This window comes from Vibrio sp. St2 (assembly GCF_947311885.1).
Lineage (GTDB): Bacteria > Pseudomonadota > Gammaproteobacteria > Enterobacterales > Vibrionaceae > Vibrio > Vibrio coralliilyticus.
Genome location: NZ_CAMZNA010000001.1, coordinates 1361388 through 1375806, shown reverse-complemented (window position 1 = coordinate 1375806; position 14419 = coordinate 1361388). Strand labels below are relative to the sequence as shown.

General features: G+C 46.4%; 15 protein-coding genes. 9 read left to right on the top strand and 6 right to left on the bottom strand.

The window, feature by feature from the left end; translation table 11 throughout:
- Positions 1–16 precede the first annotated feature (16 nt).
- Both QMA41_RS06405 and truC read left to right on the top strand, forming a co-directional pair.
- Positions 17–331 (top strand): YqcC family protein, encoded by a 315-nt coding sequence (locus QMA41_RS06405; RefSeq protein ID WP_281629136.1) that lies wholly within the window; start codon positions 17–19, stop codon positions 329–331.
- A complete protein-coding gene (gene truC / locus QMA41_RS06400) occupies positions 331–1053 on the top strand; it encodes a tRNA pseudouridine(65) synthase TruC (RefSeq protein WP_281629173.1) in 723 nt (240 codons plus the stop codon). Before QMA41_RS06405 ends, truC begins: the two co-directional genes overlap by 1 nt.
- 57 nt (positions 1054–1110) lie before the next feature.
- Here truC and dxs read toward each other — a convergent pair whose 3' ends face one another.
- From dxs to xseB, 3 genes are read right to left on the bottom strand one after another with little or no spacing between them, the layout of a single operon-like run.
- Positions 1111–2976, bottom strand: a complete 1866-nt coding sequence (dxs, locus tag QMA41_RS06395) for a 1-deoxy-D-xylulose-5-phosphate synthase (protein ID WP_281629135.1) — start codon at positions 2974–2976, stop codon at positions 1111–1113.
- 19 nt (positions 2977–2995) lie between these two features.
- The gene (ispA, locus tag QMA41_RS06390) at positions 2996–3880 is read right to left on the bottom strand and encodes a (2E,6E)-farnesyl diphosphate synthase (RefSeq protein WP_006959562.1); all 885 of its coding nucleotides are present in this window, start codon (positions 3878–3880) and stop codon (positions 2996–2998) included.
- 22 nt (positions 3881–3902) lie between these two features.
- Positions 3903–4145: an exodeoxyribonuclease VII small subunit gene (gene xseB, locus QMA41_RS06385; RefSeq protein WP_006959561.1), complete on the bottom strand. Its 243-nt coding sequence runs from the start codon at positions 4143–4145 to the stop codon at positions 3903–3905.
- A 262-nt stretch (positions 4146–4407) separates the two neighbouring features.
- Between xseB and pomA the strand changes: the two genes are divergently transcribed.
- The 7 genes from pomA to rlmM all read left to right on the top strand — a co-directional run bounded on the left by pomA (position 4408) and on the right by rlmM (position 11145).
- Positions 4408–5172, top strand: coding sequence for a flagellar motor protein PomA (gene pomA / locus QMA41_RS06380; protein ID WP_019276544.1), 765 nt, complete (start codon positions 4408–4410; stop codon positions 5170–5172).
- A 10-nt stretch (positions 5173–5182) separates the two neighbouring features.
- Positions 5183–6133: a flagellar motor protein MotB gene (locus QMA41_RS06375; protein ID WP_019276543.1), complete on the top strand. Its 951-nt coding sequence runs from the start codon at positions 5183–5185 to the stop codon at positions 6131–6133.
- 145 nt (positions 6134–6278) lie between these two features.
- Entirely contained in the window at positions 6279–7727 is a 1449-nt protein-coding gene (gene thiI, locus QMA41_RS06370) for a tRNA uracil 4-sulfurtransferase ThiI (protein WP_019276542.1), read from the top strand.
- A 417-nt stretch (positions 7728–8144) separates the two neighbouring features.
- Positions 8145–9053, top strand: a complete 909-nt coding sequence (locus QMA41_RS06365) for a transcriptional regulator GcvA (RefSeq protein ID WP_019276541.1) — start codon at positions 8145–8147, stop codon at positions 9051–9053.
- Positions 9046–9669 carry an alpha/beta fold hydrolase gene (locus QMA41_RS06360; RefSeq protein WP_281629134.1) on the top strand — a complete coding sequence of 208 codons (624 nt, stop codon included), beginning with the start codon at positions 9046–9048 and terminating at the stop codon, positions 9667–9669. The genes QMA41_RS06365 and QMA41_RS06360 overlap by 8 nt, the downstream gene beginning before the upstream one ends.
- Positions 9659–10057 (top strand): DUF423 domain-containing protein, encoded by a 399-nt coding sequence (locus QMA41_RS06355; RefSeq protein WP_281629172.1) that lies wholly within the window; start codon positions 9659–9661, stop codon positions 10055–10057. Before QMA41_RS06360 ends, QMA41_RS06355 begins: the two co-directional genes overlap by 11 nt.
- Positions 10054–11145: a 23S rRNA (cytidine(2498)-2'-O)-methyltransferase RlmM gene (gene rlmM, locus QMA41_RS06350; protein WP_006959554.1), complete on the top strand. Its 1092-nt coding sequence runs from the start codon at positions 10054–10056 to the stop codon at positions 11143–11145. The genes QMA41_RS06355 and rlmM overlap by 4 nt, the downstream gene beginning before the upstream one ends.
- A gap of 31 nt (positions 11146–11176) precedes the next feature.
- Here the strand turns inward: rlmM and QMA41_RS06345 are convergent, their stop codons facing one another.
- From QMA41_RS06345 to ppnN, 3 genes are all read right to left on the bottom strand, one after another.
- Entirely contained in the window at positions 11177–11926 is a 750-nt protein-coding gene (locus QMA41_RS06345) for a DNA/RNA non-specific endonuclease (protein ID WP_281629133.1), read from the bottom strand.
- Between the two features lie 191 nt (positions 11927–12117).
- Positions 12118–12903, bottom strand: coding sequence for a flap endonuclease Xni (gene xni / locus QMA41_RS06340; RefSeq protein ID WP_095664679.1), 786 nt, complete (start codon positions 12901–12903; stop codon positions 12118–12120).
- A gap of 70 nt (positions 12904–12973) precedes the next feature.
- A complete protein-coding gene (gene ppnN, locus QMA41_RS06335; RefSeq protein ID WP_006959551.1) occupies positions 12974–14332 on the bottom strand; it encodes a nucleotide 5'-monophosphate nucleosidase PpnN in 1359 nt (452 codons plus the stop codon).
- Positions 14333–14419 lie beyond the last annotated feature (87 nt).

Genomic DNA, 14419 nt, shown 5'->3' with positions numbered 1-14419 from the left:
GTTTCCCCTCAGGTTTATGACAAAAGAACAGCAATTAGTAACACTTCTAGACCAGTTATCCTCTGTCATGCGCGAGCTAAAACTGTGGCAACGACACAAACCAGCTGACCAAGCGCTACAAAGTGCTGAACCTTTTGCGGTCGATACGTTACAACCAGAACAATGGTTACAGTGGGTATTTTTACCAAAAATGGCATATCTTCTTGAGCAGAAGATGCCTTTACCCGCGGGCTTTGCGATTACGCCTTACTTTGAAGAGTGTTGGAAAGAGCATGGGGCATATACTCCATTACTTGATCTACTTAGAGCGATAGATGAGGCCTGTGCGTGATATTAGATATTGTTTTTCAGGACGAGTACTTTGTTGCCGTGAACAAGCCTGCTGGGATGTTGGTTCACCGTAGTTGGTTAGATAAACACGAAACTCAGTTTGTGATGCAGACATTGCGTGACCAAATTGGTCAACATGTATTTCCACTTCATCGTCTTGACCGACCGACGTCGGGTGTACTGATTTTTGCCTTGTCGAGTGGTGTGGCCTCTCAAGTGATGCCTATGTTTGCCAACTATGAAATGGTCAAGACCTATCACGCCATTGTGCGAGGTTGGATTGAAGAGGCGGGACGATTAGATTATGCTTTAAAGGTTGAGCTGGATAAGATCGCCGATAAGCATGCGAGCCAAGAGAAGGAGGCTCAGGAGGCGATCACCGATTACCACACATTGGCAAAAGCAGAGATCCCTTATTCAACAGGAAAGTTTCCCACGACTCGTTACTGTTTGATGGAATTAAAGCCTCTGACTGGGCGTAAACATCAGCTCAGACGCCATATGGCTCACCTTCGTCATCCGATAGTCGGTGATACCACGCATGGTGATGGCAAGCACAACAAACTGTTTAGAGAAGTGTATGATTCCCACCGCTTGCTTTTGCATGCCTCAAGCTTGGAGTTTGTGCACCCGTTTACTAACCAGACGGTGCTGATTAAAGCGAAAGTTGATGACACATGGCAGAAGATTTGCGATGAGTTTGCTTGGCAGATGCCTGAATAGAATGAAAAAAGCTCTCGAAAGAGAGCTTTTTAGCAATAATGTAAGCTGAACTGAGCGCTATTTTTCGAGGTAATTTCGAATTGACTGCTCAATGCCTGTGGCATCTAATCCGAGTGCTTGATGCAGCTCATCTTGAGTTCCTTGAGCAATGAATTGGTCAGGAAGACCTAAGTTCAGTACTGGCTTAATGAGTTTTTCTTGCATCATAAACTCGATCACGCCAGCACCAGCGCCGCCTGCGATGGCATTTTCTTCTAATGTGACAATCACTTCATGCTCATCAACAAGCTGTTTAATCAAAGCTTCATCAAGTGGTTTGACAAAACGCATATCAGCGACAGTTGCATTGAGCTTTTCAGCCGCTTCCAGTGCATTGCCTAGGAAGGTGCCGAAGCTGAGAATCGCCACTTTTTCACCTTTTCGTACGACTCGGCCTTTGCCAATTTCTAACGCAGTGAAATCTTGCTCAATTTCAGTTCCAATGCCGCTACCACGAGGGTAACGTACAGCACTTGGTCCCGTGTGCTTATGCCCTGTGTAGAGCATTTGACGACATTCGTTCTCATCACTTGGTGCCATGATGACCATGTTTGGGATACAACGCATAAAGCTCAGATCAAACGCACCTTGGTGAGTCTGACCATCAGCACCGACTAACCCTGCACGGTCAATCGCAAACATCACAGGGAGATCCATGATGGCGATGTCGTGAATCAACTGATCGTAACCGCGTTGAAGGAAAGTCGAGTAAATCGCGACAATCGGGTTGTTGCCCGCAATCGCCATACCTGTTGCCAAGGTGACGGCATGTTGTTCCGCGATCGCCACATCAAAATACTGCTGTGGGTATTCCTTAGAGAAGCGAACCATGCCGGAACCTTCACGCATCGCTGGCGTGATGGCCATCAATTTCGGGTCCTGAGCGGCCATATCACACAAGAAATCACCGAAAATCTTTGAGAAGGTTGGCTTGCTGCCGCTGCTCTTTGGCAATGAAGTATGGGCAGGGTCGAACTTAGGCACGCCGTGATAACCGATAGGGTCTTTCTCAGCAGGCTCGTAACCTTTGCCTTTCTTAGTCATGATATGAAGGAATTGCGGACCTTTTAGTTCACGCATGTTCTTCAATGTTTTGACCAGTTCATTAACATCGTGACCGTCAACCGGTCCAATGTAGTTAAACCCCAACTCTTCAAACAGAGTGCCGGGTACGACCATGCCTTTAAGATGTTCTTCGGTGCGGCGAACCAGTTCTTTGATTGGTGGAACGCCTGACAGTACTTTTTTTCCGCCTTCACGAATAGAGGTGTAGAGGCTGCCAGAAAGCACCTGAGCAAGGTGGTTATTCAGTGCACCAACGTTTTCAGAGATCGACATCTCGTTGTCATTTAGCACGACCAGCATGTCTGAGTGGACATCGCCCGCGTGGTTCATTGCTTCAAATGCCATACCAGCGGTAATTGCACCATCACCAATCACGCTGACCACTTTGCGATTTTCACCTTCTTTCTCCGCGCTGATCGCCATACCTAGCGCAGCGCTGATAGAGGTTGATGAGTGACCGACAGATAGCGTGTCATACTCACTTTCTTCGCGCCAAGGAAAAGGGTGCAGTCCGCCTTTCTGACGGATAGTCGACATTTGGTCTCGGCGACCTGTCAGAATCTTGTGCGGATATGCTTGATGGCCAACATCCCAAACCAGTTGATCAAACGGGGTGTTGTACACATAGTGAAGCGCCACTGTAAGTTCCACAGTACCTAAGCCTGAGGCTAGGTGACCGCTGGATTGACTGACAGAGTTCAGTAAGTAGGTGCGTAATTCGTCACACAGCGTAGGCAAAGCTTCCTTAGGAAGGCTACGTAGTTCATCTGGAGTATTTGCCAGAGCCAGTGTTGGATATTTTGAAATATCAAGAGTCATATAAATGCGCGCTTTTAGTTTAGTTCTTGCGCTCGATGACGTATCGGGCGAACTCTTCGAGTAATTCTGTATTGTATGGGATTGCTTCTAAAGCTTGAAGAGCTTCCGTTAACAGAGTGTGAGCTTTGTTAATAGCGCCTTCTAATCCTAGCAGTGCAGGATAAGTACTTTTGTCTAAATCCTGATCAGAACCTTGAGGTTTACCTAAGGTCTCTGTGTCACTGATAATATCTAAAATGTCGTCTTGAACCTGAAACGCTAGGCCAATAGCGTCAGCAAACTGGTCTAACTGAGGTAAGATTTCAGAGCCTTTCTGCCCTGCAGCAAGCGCTCCAAGCCGGATTGCACATTTCATTAGTGCACCGGTTTTATTACGGTGAATGTTTTCCAACTCTGCAAGCGATACCTTTTGACCTTCTGCCGATAGGTCCAAAGCTTGTCCTAGGCACATACCATTTGCGCCGGATGCTTCTGCCAGTGCTTTCACCATCTTTATACGATAGGTTTCTGCTTCAGGGCTCAATTCGCCATCAGCAAGAATAGTAAATGCCAAGGTTTGCAGGGCATCGCCAGTCAGGATCGCTGTGGCTTCATCGAATTTGATATGGCAGGTTGGTTGTCCACGACGAAGCTCATCATCGTCCATCGCAGGTAAATCATCGTGGATAAGCGAGTATGCATGGATGCATTCAATCGCCGATGCTGGGGTATCTAACTCTTCCAGCTTACAGCCCAACATCTGGCCTGTGATATAGACCAGAAACGGGCGTGCGCGTTTTCCACCTAATAGCAGGCCGTAGCGCATGGCTTCAATCAGAGGCTGTTCCTGATGAGGAAGCTGGTTTAGCCAGCGCTCTAATTGTCGATTGTTTCTTTGTTGTAGAGAGGTTAACGCCTCGTGCATAGGAGCAATTCTTCTGTGGTAATTATTCTGGCTGAGTCGAGAACTCTGAAAGCGGAGTCTCATCGTCATTCTGTAGTAAGATACTGACGCGTTGTTCTGCATCGCTTAGCTTACTCTGACCTTCACGGGCAAGCGCGATACCACGTTCGAACTTTTTCAGTGCGTCATCAAGAGCCAGATCACCGTTTTCAAGGTGTTCAACAATAGAGTCGAGTTCTTCAATTGCTGCCTCAAAGGACATGTTTTCAGGTTTCTTGCTCGCCATAATATTTCTACATTTGAAAAGATGCACGAAAGTTACCTTAGCAGGTAATGATGGTCAAATTTAACCGAGGAAAATTGACAGAAAAATCGAGTTGGCGCGGTCAATATTATCTATAAAGGTCACGGCACTGCTTTAGTCTAGTTTACTCTGTCGCCATAACATCTATATTTGTGTGAGTGCGATACCAATAAAACACTAAAGATCTGAAGATGTTGCCGATATAATTTACCAGAAGCTTAAAAGATAGCATGAGGAGTGCTTTGTGGATTTAGCAACGCTGATAGGGCTCATTGGCGGCTTTGCTTTCGTAATCATGGCGATGATTCTGGGCGGAAGCATAATGATGTTCGTCGATGTGACCTCTATTCTAATCGTAGTTGGTGGCTCGACCTTCGTTGTCCTGATGAAATTTACCATGGGGCAGTTTTTCGGCGCGGCTAAGATTGCGGGCAAAGCCTTCATGTTCAAAGTCGATGAACCTGAAGATCTGATTGCTAAAGTGGTCGAAATGGCGGACGCAGCACGTAAAGGTGGCTTTCTGGCTCTCGAAGAAATGGAGATCACTAACAACTTCATGCAGAAGGGCATTGATTTACTGGTCGATGGCCATGATGCTGATGTCGTGCGTGCGGCACTGCAAAAAGATATTGTCCTGACTGATGAGCGCCATGACTTTGGTGCTAGTGTATTCCGAGCTTTCGGCGACGTTGCTCCTGCAATGGGGATGATCGGTACGCTAGTTGGTCTGGTTGCCATGCTGTCGAACATGGATGACCCGAAAGCGATCGGCCCAGCAATGGCGGTCGCACTTCTGACGACGCTCTACGGCGCAATCTTATCTAACATGGTGTTCTTCCCTATTGCAGACAAATTGTCACTGCGCCGCGATCAGGAAAAACTCAACCGTCGTCTAATCATGGATGGTGTGCTCGCTATTCAGGATGGACAGAACCCACGCGTTATCGACAGCTATCTGAAGAATTACCTCAACGAAGGTAAGCGTGCTCTTGATGTAGATAACGAGTAAGGTCGCTGGTATGGAAGAGGAAGAACCAAAATGCCCACCCCCCGGTTTACCGTTATGGATGGGAACATTTGCTGACTTGATGTCACTGTTAATGTGCTTCTTCGTACTTCTGTTGTCATTCTCTGAGATGGACGTACTGAAGTTCAAGCAGATTGCAGGTTCAATGAAGTTTGCGTTCGGTGTACAGAACCGACTGGAAGTAAAAGATATTCCTAAAGGCACCAGTATCATTGCGCAGGAGTTTCGTCCAGGCCGACCTGAGCCGACCCCGATTGATGTCATCATGCAGCAAACCATTGATATTACTCAGCAGACACTAGAGTTTCATGAAGGTGAATCAGATCGTGCTGGTGGTACGCAGCGTGATAAAGGTAAACAAACTGGAGGTAAGTCACCGGATACTTCGACGCAGGATAGTCAAAACTCGGAATCAGATAGCGAACAGCAGCAGTCAGCTGAGCTTTCTCAGGAACTGGAAACCCTGATGGAGAGCATCAAGAAAGCTTTGGAGCGTGAAATTGAGCAAGGCGCGATTGAAGTTGAGAATTTAGGCCAGCAGATTGATATCCGTATTCGAGAGAAAGGGGCATTCCCTGAAGGTTCTGCATTCCTTCAGCCTAAGTTCCGTCCGCTAGTCAGACAGATTGCGGAGTTAGTCAAAGATATTCCGGGGATAGTGCGTGTCTCTGGTCATACAGATAACCAGCGAATTGACTCTGAGTTGTATCGCTCCAACTGGGATCTTTCCGCTCAACGAGCTGTATCAGTCGCACAGGAGATGGAAAAAGTTCGTGGTTTCTCTCATCAGCGTCTTCAAGTCCGCGGTATGGCAGATACGCAGCCGCTTGGGCCAAATGATACCGAAGCGCAGCGTTCACGTAACCGCCGCGTTGAAATCAGTATTATGCAAGGGGAACCTCTCTATAGTGATGAAGTTCCATCCTTACCAAGTACGAACTAAGAAAAGACGAGCGAAATGCTCGTCTTTTTTATGGTCTTTGCTTCATGTATAATCTTGCGCCCTTAGAGGCAGCTTAAAGCTAAACACAGCTGCTAGGCTCCGTAGAGCGTGAAAATAGCGAAACAGTTAACTTGTGAAGTGAATTATGAAATTTATCGTAAAGCCCCATCCAGAAATTTTTGTAAAAAGTGAGTCTGTGCGTAAGCGCTTCACAAAGATTCTTGAATGTAATATTCGTAACATTATTAAGAGTCGTACAGAGTCTGTAGCTGTTTTCAATCGTCGCGACCATATTGAAGTCACATCTGAAACGGATGAATTCTACAAAGAAACAGTGGAAGTGTTGACTCAAACTCCAGGTATTCACCATGTTCTGGAAGTTCAGCAATCAGAGTTTAAAGATTTGCACGATATTTTCGAGCAAGTACTTGAGCTCAATCGTCCTAGCCTTGAGGGCAAAACCTTTGTTGTTCGAGCTAAGCGTCGTGGTAAGCATGATTTCACTTCTATTGAGCTAGAGCGTTATGTCGGTGGTGGTCTGAACCAAGCGATTGAAAGCGCGAGCGTGAAACTGCGTAACCCAGATGTGACGGTTAAAGTGGAAGTGGCAAACGAGAAGCTCAACCAAGTAATTAAACGTCACAAAGGTCTAGGCGGTTTCCCTCTAGGCACTCAGGAAGACGTATTGAGCCTGATCTCTGGCGGCTTTGATTCTGGTGTTTCAAGCTATCTGCATATCAAACGTGGCTCTAAAGTTCATTACTGTTTCTTTAATCTTGGTGGTCCAGCACACGAAATCGGTGTTAAGCAGGTATCTCACTACCTTTGGAACAAGTACGGTTCTTCTGCCAAGGTACGTTTTATCTCGATTGATTTTGAGCCAGTTGTGGCTGAGATTCTCGAGAAGGTCGATGATGGTCAAATGGGCGTTATCCTCAAGCGTATGTTTATGCGTGCCGCTGGTATGGTTGCTGAGAAGTTTGGCATTCAAGCTTTGGTAACCGGTGAAGCATTGGGTCAGGTATCAAGCCAGACGCTCACGAACTTGCGCCATATTGATAACGTGACAGATACGTTGATTCTGCGTCCGCTTATCAACTGGGATAAAGAAGACATCATCAACCTAGCGCGTGACATCGGTACTGAAGATTTCGCGAAGACTATGCCTGAGTACTGTGGTGTGATTTCGAAGAAGCCAACAGTGAAAGCAGTCAAAGCTAAACTTGATGCAGAAGAAGACAAGTTCGATTTCAGTATTCTTGAGCAAGTGGTTCGCGATGCCCGTCAGATGGACATCCGTGATATTGCTAAAGAAACGGCAGCGGCAGCACCGGAAGTAGAGCAGGTGCAGGCGGTTGAGCAACACGCGATTGTTCTTGATATCCGTAGCCCAGAAGAAGAAGAAGATAATCCACTTGAGATCGACGGTGTTGAAGTGAAACACCTGCCTTTCTATAAGTTGGGTACACAGTTTGGTGATTTAGATCAGTCTAAGACTTACCTGCTGTACTGTGATCGTGGCGTCATGAGCCGCCTACAAGCGTTATACCTTCAAGAGCAAGGTTTTGCTAACGTTAAGGTTTACCGCCCTTAATAGAGGCTTTATGAGTCTAGAAAGCGCAAATCGTTCATTCGGTTTGCGCTTTTTTATTTGTATAGCTTTTTGATGACTTTGTCATGATACCAAAATGGTATCTAGGGTAAGTTAAACAGATAAAAAAACACCGCCATAAGGCGGTGCTAAATAATTTGACAGACAGGTCAAAATAAATACAGGAAGTATGTGTTTCGTCTCTAGTTAGAGAGGCGAAACTTGGTAGAAACCTACCTAACTCGAAATACGAGTTTGCAAACACAACATCGCAACAATATGCCAATTGATTCCACGAAGGAATCAAGCCGTTCTGGCTCTTGCTGCGGGAGGAAATATAGAATTTCTCTGGTCGTCAGGCAATGGACATTTTATAATGTTTCAGATTAAAAAAACTAATCCAATTTATGGAAGGGCACCATGTCTAGAAGATTGCCACCTTTGAACTCTCTGAAAGTGTTCGAAGCTGCTGCACGTCATTTGAGCTTTACTAGAGCTGCGGAGGAGTTATTTGTGACTCAGGCTGCAGTTAGCCATCAAATCAAAGCGTTAGAAGAGTTTCTTGGCCTGAAGCTCTTTAGGAGACGCAACCGTTCATTACTGCTGACGGAAGAAGGTCAAAGCTACTTTCTGGATATAAAAGATATTTTTACTTCTCTTTCAGAAGCCACAGATAAAGTGCTAGAGCGCAGTGAGAAGGGCGCATTGACGATCAGTTTGCCGCCAAGCTTTGCGATCCAATGGTTGGTTCCGCGTCTGGCTGACTTTAATCAGCAGGAACCGGATATTGATGTTCGTATTAAAGCGGTGGATATGGATGAAGGCTCCCTTACCGATGATGTTGACGTGGCAATTTACTATGGTCGAGGAAATTGGCCGGGTCTGCGTGCGGATAAACTCTATCAAGAATTCCTCATTCCGCTTTGTTCACCATCCCTGTTATTGAGCAATAAACCATTAGAAACTCTAACGGACTTGAAGAAACACACTTTGCTGCATGACACTTCACGCAAAGACTGGAAACAGTTTGCAAAAGAACATGGTATTGAAGGGATCAATGTCAACCACGGGCCTATCTTTAGCCACTCTACGATGGTGTTACAAGCCGCTGCGCACGGGCAAGGGGTAGCGCTAGGCAACAACGTGTTAGCTCAACCAGAAATGGAAGCTGGGCGATTGATTGCTCCATTTGATGAAGTGTTAGTGTCTAAGAACGCGTTCTACGTGGTGTGCCATGATAAGCAGGCCGACATGGGGCGTATTGCTACATTCCGTGACTGGATGCTTGCCAAGGCACAAAGTGAGCAAGAGGAGTTACTTGATGACTGATTTCCTGATTGATGGTGAGCAAGGCAACCCTGTTTTTATTTTTGCTCACGGTGCGGGAGCTGGGATGGAGCATGATTTCATGACGGCAGTGGCAAAAGGGTTAGCGAAGAAAGGGGTTCAAGTTGTCCGTTTTAACTTCCCTTATATGGTGAAACGTGCCGAAGATGGTAAACGTCGTCCGCCAGATCGAGCGCCTAAGCTTCTGGAAGCGTATCAGGCTGTGATTGCCAAGTTTTCTGATGTGCCAGTTGTGATTGGTGGGAAATCCATGGGCGGGCGCATGGCCAGCTTACTTGCTGAAAACAGTAATGTGGCAGCGATTGCATGTTTAGGTTTTCCTTTTCATCCGCCGGGTAAACCCGAAAAGTACAAAGGTGAGCATCTGGCGACGCTCGACAAGCCGTGTTTAATCCTTCAAGGGGAGAGGGATACTTTTGGTAAGCAAGAAGAGTTTAAAGACTTCGCTCTCTCAGATGACATCAAGGTGAAATTTATCCCTGATGGCGATCATAGTTTCAAACCCAGAAAAAGCTCTGGTCATACCGAAGCGGGCAATATTGATTTGGCGGTTGAGCATTTAGCTGATTTTATATTGGAGAGCTATGGTGAAAAGTAAGCAGTTACTTACCGTTGGTGGAATATTTGCCGGAGTTGGCGTCGCACTTGGCGCTTTCGCCGCACACGGGTTAAAGCAATCACTATCACCTTATTTACTGGAGGTCTTTAATACAGGCGTTCAGTATCAATTTATTCATGCCCTAGCGATTTTACTTTGTGGAGCCTTACTCTCGGTGGGGATGGCTGAGAAAGCGCAAAAATATTTCGCCCTTGCTGCAAATTGCTTTATCATCGGCATCTTTTGTTTTAGTGGCAGCCTCTATGCCCTTGCATTAACCGGAATCAAATGGTTTGGACCTATTACTCCATTTGGCGGTTTAACCTTTATGCTTGGCTGGGGACTGTTTGTTTTCGCAGCGTTACAGATTAAAGAGGTGAATCAGTGAAACACTTAATGCTCTACTGCCGAGCTGGTTTTGAAAAAGAGTGTGCTGGAGAGATTCAGGATCGCGCTACCCAACTTGAAGTGTTTGGCTTCCCTCGTGTAAAAAATAACACTGGTTACGTACTGTTTGAATGTTATCAGCCGGGTGATGCAGAACGTCTGGCGAAAGAACTCGACTTTAAGTCGCTGATTTTCGCACGTCAGATGTTTGCGGTTGCGGTGGAGATTAAAGACCTTCCACGTGAAGATCGTATCTCTCCTATTTTAGAGGAACTCAGCGAGGTTGAGTCTTTCCCGCGTTGTGGCGATATCCGCATCGAAACACCGGATACCAATGAAGCGAAAGAACTGCTTAAGTTTTGTCGTAAGTTCACGGTTCCCATGCGCCAAGCCATGCGTGGCAAAGGCATTTTGTTCCCGAAAGACAGCCCTAAAAAGCCTGTGCTGCATATTTGTTTTGTTGCTCCTGGCCACTGCTTTGTTGGTTACTCTCTGCCAAGCAATAACTCACAGTTCTTTATGGGGATTCCACGTCTCAAATTCCCAGCAGATGCACCAAGCCGCTCAACGCTTAAGTTAGAAGAAGCGTTTCATGTCTTCATTCCACGAGAAGAATGGGATGAACGTCTTGCTGCTGGTATGTGGGGGGTCGATTTGGGCGCGTGCCCAGGAGGCTGGACTTATCAGTTGGTTAAGCGATCGATGTTTGTTCATGCAGTGGATAATGGCATGATGGCCGACAGCTTGATGGAAACTGGTCAGGTTAAGCATCATCAGGAAGATGGCTTCAAATTTGAGCCTGCACGTAAAAACGTGACTTGGCTTATTTGTGACATGGTTGAGAAGCCGTCTCGCGTTGCTCAATTAATGGGTGAGTGGATCATCAGCGGATGGGCCAAAGAAGCGTTATTTAACCTGAAATTGCCTATGAAAGGTCGTTACGATGAAGTTCTAGAAGATATTGAAAATCTCAAGATCTTCCTGATTGAGAACAAAGTGAAATTTAAGCTTCAGGCGAAACATCTTTACCATGATCGTGAAGAGATCACGGTTCATGTTCAGTGCTTATCAAACATCTCACCAAGATAAGAAAACGCTCCCTCGGGAGCGTTTTTTACATTTACTCAGATGTAGGCCACATCTCCCAAAGCTGAGACTCCATTGAATTCTCAACGCTATCACTAAGTAGTGAGAAGAAGTCCAGCCCGGTTTGTTGTTCGACATCGTCAATAGTGGTGACAAAGCTTGCCAGTTCGCTACTGGAAACATCACGATGTGGGACTACAAACGCAATTGCATCGTTGAAGTAGGGGTCAAGAATGACTTTATAGAATGCACTTGGAATCACGACATTGTCGCCAATGCTGCTTTCACCGCCTTGATAAATTGGCCCAGTCACGACGTACAGTTCGTTATATTCATTGGCGAGATCGCGGACATGTTCCTCCAAAATACGCCAGCCGACTCGATTAAAGCCCGGAAGCTGAGGTGACATATTGCTCATCAAAAAGCTTTGTGTCATTGATTCCTGACTAAAGTCCATTGTTGCTGAAGGGGCAAGGTGTCCACGGTCGTAACCAGAGCCACTGTAATCGGCGAGGGTTGAGCGTGCGTAATCAGGCAGTTCAGTGTCCTCTTTGAAATTGTTACTGCGTTTATAGCTGGCGTTCACACTGTCTGCCGTAATGTGGTAAGCAACCCAGTCTGCGTTTTTCATCTGGTAGTTGTAGCCTACCGCGTAGCCGTCGCGGCAAAGGACTTGATCAGATTGATAGGAAGGTAAGCCAACGTCGAGGTGCTGACCGCAGGTTTGTGCTACGGCTGGCAGTGAAAAGACAACAGCAAGACTTAGTAAAATAGTATTTTTCATTATTATGCTCCTTGTTATTGGAGCTATGAAAAATAGAGAAATTAGTCAGTAGTGCTGTGATGTTGATTGAAATTTAATCAATACTCAATCTGGTATTGATTAATTGAATGTTAACTGTGTGAAAGCAAAGGATTTCACAACAGATTTTATAAACATTGTTTTATAATCAAAGGCTTGATGTTAGTCAGGCGTTAGGTTGTTGGAGTATTGGCACCGGTAAAGCGAATATCTTGTAGATTGAAACCTAACTCAATGTCTGTTTTCAGTGCAGAAACTTTTTTACATCGGCGGGCTGAATCAATGTGCTCATCCAGTTTCTTGCGATATTTAGCAACCAGCTCATCGGATGCATAGGCTTGTTCAATATCTTCAAACTGTGTAAGGATTTCTTTGGCCGCCTTCGGGCCAACACCTGGAACTCCTGGCACTTGGCTAGAACTCACGCCTGCCAGCCCCCAGTAGTCAGCGAGCTGAGAGGGTTTGACGCCGAATTCTTTATCAATAAAAGGTGCATCGAGCCAGCGATGTTGAAAGTAATCGCGGATCTGCAAAGTTGGTGACAGCAACTGGCAGTAGCCCTTATCTGTTGAAATGATCGTCACCTTTTCTTTGTGGCTGGCCACTTTCATTGCCAACGTTGCCACCAAATCATCTGCTTCATCGCCTTCAGACAGCAGAGAATCAATCCCCAGTTCCCACCATGCTTGCTGTATTGCATCCAAACCGTTAAGTAACGGCTCTGGCATGGGTTTTCGGTTTTGCTTGTATTCAGGGAGGACGTCAGCACGCCAACCTCTTTCTTGGAGGTGATGATCGAATACCGCGATGATGTGCGTTGGTTGCGATTCGTTGATGATTCGATTCAGTGTTCGTGTCGTTGTGGTAATGGTTCTTGCTATGTCGTTTGGGTCTGGTTGAGCTGAATGGACACGTCGAATGAGATTCAGAGCGTCGATAATAACAAGATGAATAGACATGAAAATCAAAAAAATAAGGGCTGAGAAGCCCTTATTGTAAAGCATGGGGGGGAGATTGCTAGTTGTTAAACTAGGTCTTGATTTGGTAACAAGGCTCGTACGCGGTTCCACCAGGCAATTTCATACGATCTTGCTCGACAAAGTCACGCAGAAGTTTATCCATTTTCTTCATTAGCGTAGCATCGCCATCAAGGGCAAATGGACCATGCCGTTCAATTTCACGAATCCCTTCGGCTTTGACGTTACCCGCAACAATGCCTGAGAAGGCCTGCCTTAGAGCCGCTGCCAGGTTTTCCGGACGCTGATTGAGATGCAGATCCAGACTGGCCATATTGTCATGTGTTGGTTCGAATGGCAGCTGAAACTCTGGCTCAATCTTCAGCGACCAGTTGAAACTGTAAGCATCGCCTGTGTCTTTACGATGTTGGCGAACATCGCTCATGCCACGTTTCATGATTTGCGCGACTTTTTCTGGGTCATCAACCACTATTTCATAATGGCGCTGAGCTTCTTCGCCTAATGTCTCGCCAATGAAACGGTCAATGGAGCGGAAGTACTCTTCACTTTCCTTTGGACCTGTTAGGACGATAGGCAGAGGCTGGTGGGCATTATCTGGGTGCATCATGATGCCAAGAATATAAAGCAGCTCTTCTGCTGTCCCTGCGCCGCCAGGGAAGATAACAATGCCATGTGCCATACGCACGAACGCTTCGAGACGCTTTTCGATATCTGGCATGATGACCAGTTCGTTGACAATGGGGTTTGGTGGCTCAGCCGCAATGATGGATGGCTCGGTCAGACCCAAGTAACGTTGATCGTAGTAACGCTGTTTTGCGTGACCAATTGCAGCGCCTTTCATTGGGCCTTCCATCGCACCAGGGCCACAGCCTGTACAGATGTTAAGCTCGCGCAGGCCTAGTTCGTGGCCGACTTCTCGCGTGTACTGATATTCCGTACCGTTAATGGAGTGACCTCCCCAACAGACCACTAGGTTAGGCTCAATGCCTGGGGTTAAGGCGCCTGCGTTACGCAAGATGCCAAACACTAGATTGGTAATGTGACTAGCATTGGTTAAGTTGAGGCGCTGGTTGTCTGCAAGGTGCATGTTGACGTAGACAATGTCACGCAACACGGAGAATAAATGCTCCTGGATCCCTTTGATGATGTGCCCATCAACAAAAGCATGCTCAGGGGCATTACTGAGTTCGAGTTTGATGCCGCGTTCGCGGCGAACCACGTTGACATCAAACGACTTGTATTTATCGAGCAGTTCTTTGGAGTTATCTGTGTGGCTACCTGAATTCAGCACCGCAAGCGTACAATTTCGGTAGAGCTGATACAGATCACTGGCGGCAGTTTTCTTAAGACGCTCAACTTCGAGTTGAGAAAGCAGATCCATACTACCAGCCGGACTGATGTGAGTGATCATAGTGACCTCCTTGATGAGAGAAAACTTCTCTACAAAACCTTTCTTATTGTTGTTGTGCCTCAGCGCGATAATGGCTGCTAATCAAGC

What these genes read in the sequence shown, in the direction of transcription:
- ispA (WP_006959562.1), bottom strand. Translation starts at nt 3,880, where the DNA reads ATGCACGAGGCGTTAACCTCTCTACAACAAAGAAACAATCGACAATTA.
- xseB (WP_006959561.1), bottom strand. Translation starts at nt 4,145, where the DNA reads ATGGCGAGCAAGAAACCTGAAAACATGTCCTTTGAGGCAGCAATTGAA.
- QMA41_RS06345 (WP_281629133.1), bottom strand. Translation starts at nt 11,926, where the DNA reads ATGAAAAATACTATTTTACTAAGTCTTGCTGTTGTCTTTTCACTGCCA.
- xni (WP_095664679.1), bottom strand. Translation starts at nt 12,903, where the DNA reads ATGTCTATTCATCTTGTTATTATCGACGCTCTGAATCTCATTCGACGT.
- dxs (WP_281629135.1), bottom strand. Translation starts at nt 2,976, where the DNA reads ATGACTCTTGATATTTCAAAATATCCAACACTGGCTCTGGCAAATACT.
- QMA41_RS06360 (WP_281629134.1), top strand. Translation starts at nt 9,046, where the DNA reads ATGACTGATTTCCTGATTGATGGTGAGCAAGGCAACCCTGTTTTTATT.
- QMA41_RS06365 (WP_019276541.1), top strand. Translation starts at nt 8,145, where the DNA reads ATGTCTAGAAGATTGCCACCTTTGAACTCTCTGAAAGTGTTCGAAGCT.
- QMA41_RS06375 (WP_019276543.1), top strand. Translation starts at nt 5,183, where the DNA reads ATGGAAGAGGAAGAACCAAAATGCCCACCCCCCGGTTTACCGTTATGG.
- thiI (WP_019276542.1), top strand. Translation starts at nt 6,279, where the DNA reads ATGAAATTTATCGTAAAGCCCCATCCAGAAATTTTTGTAAAAAGTGAG.
- ppnN (WP_006959551.1), bottom strand. Translation starts at nt 14,332, where the DNA reads ATGATCACTCACATCAGTCCGGCTGGTAGTATGGATCTGCTTTCTCAA.
- QMA41_RS06405 (WP_281629136.1), top strand. Translation starts at nt 17, where the DNA reads ATGACAAAAGAACAGCAATTAGTAACACTTCTAGACCAGTTATCCTCT.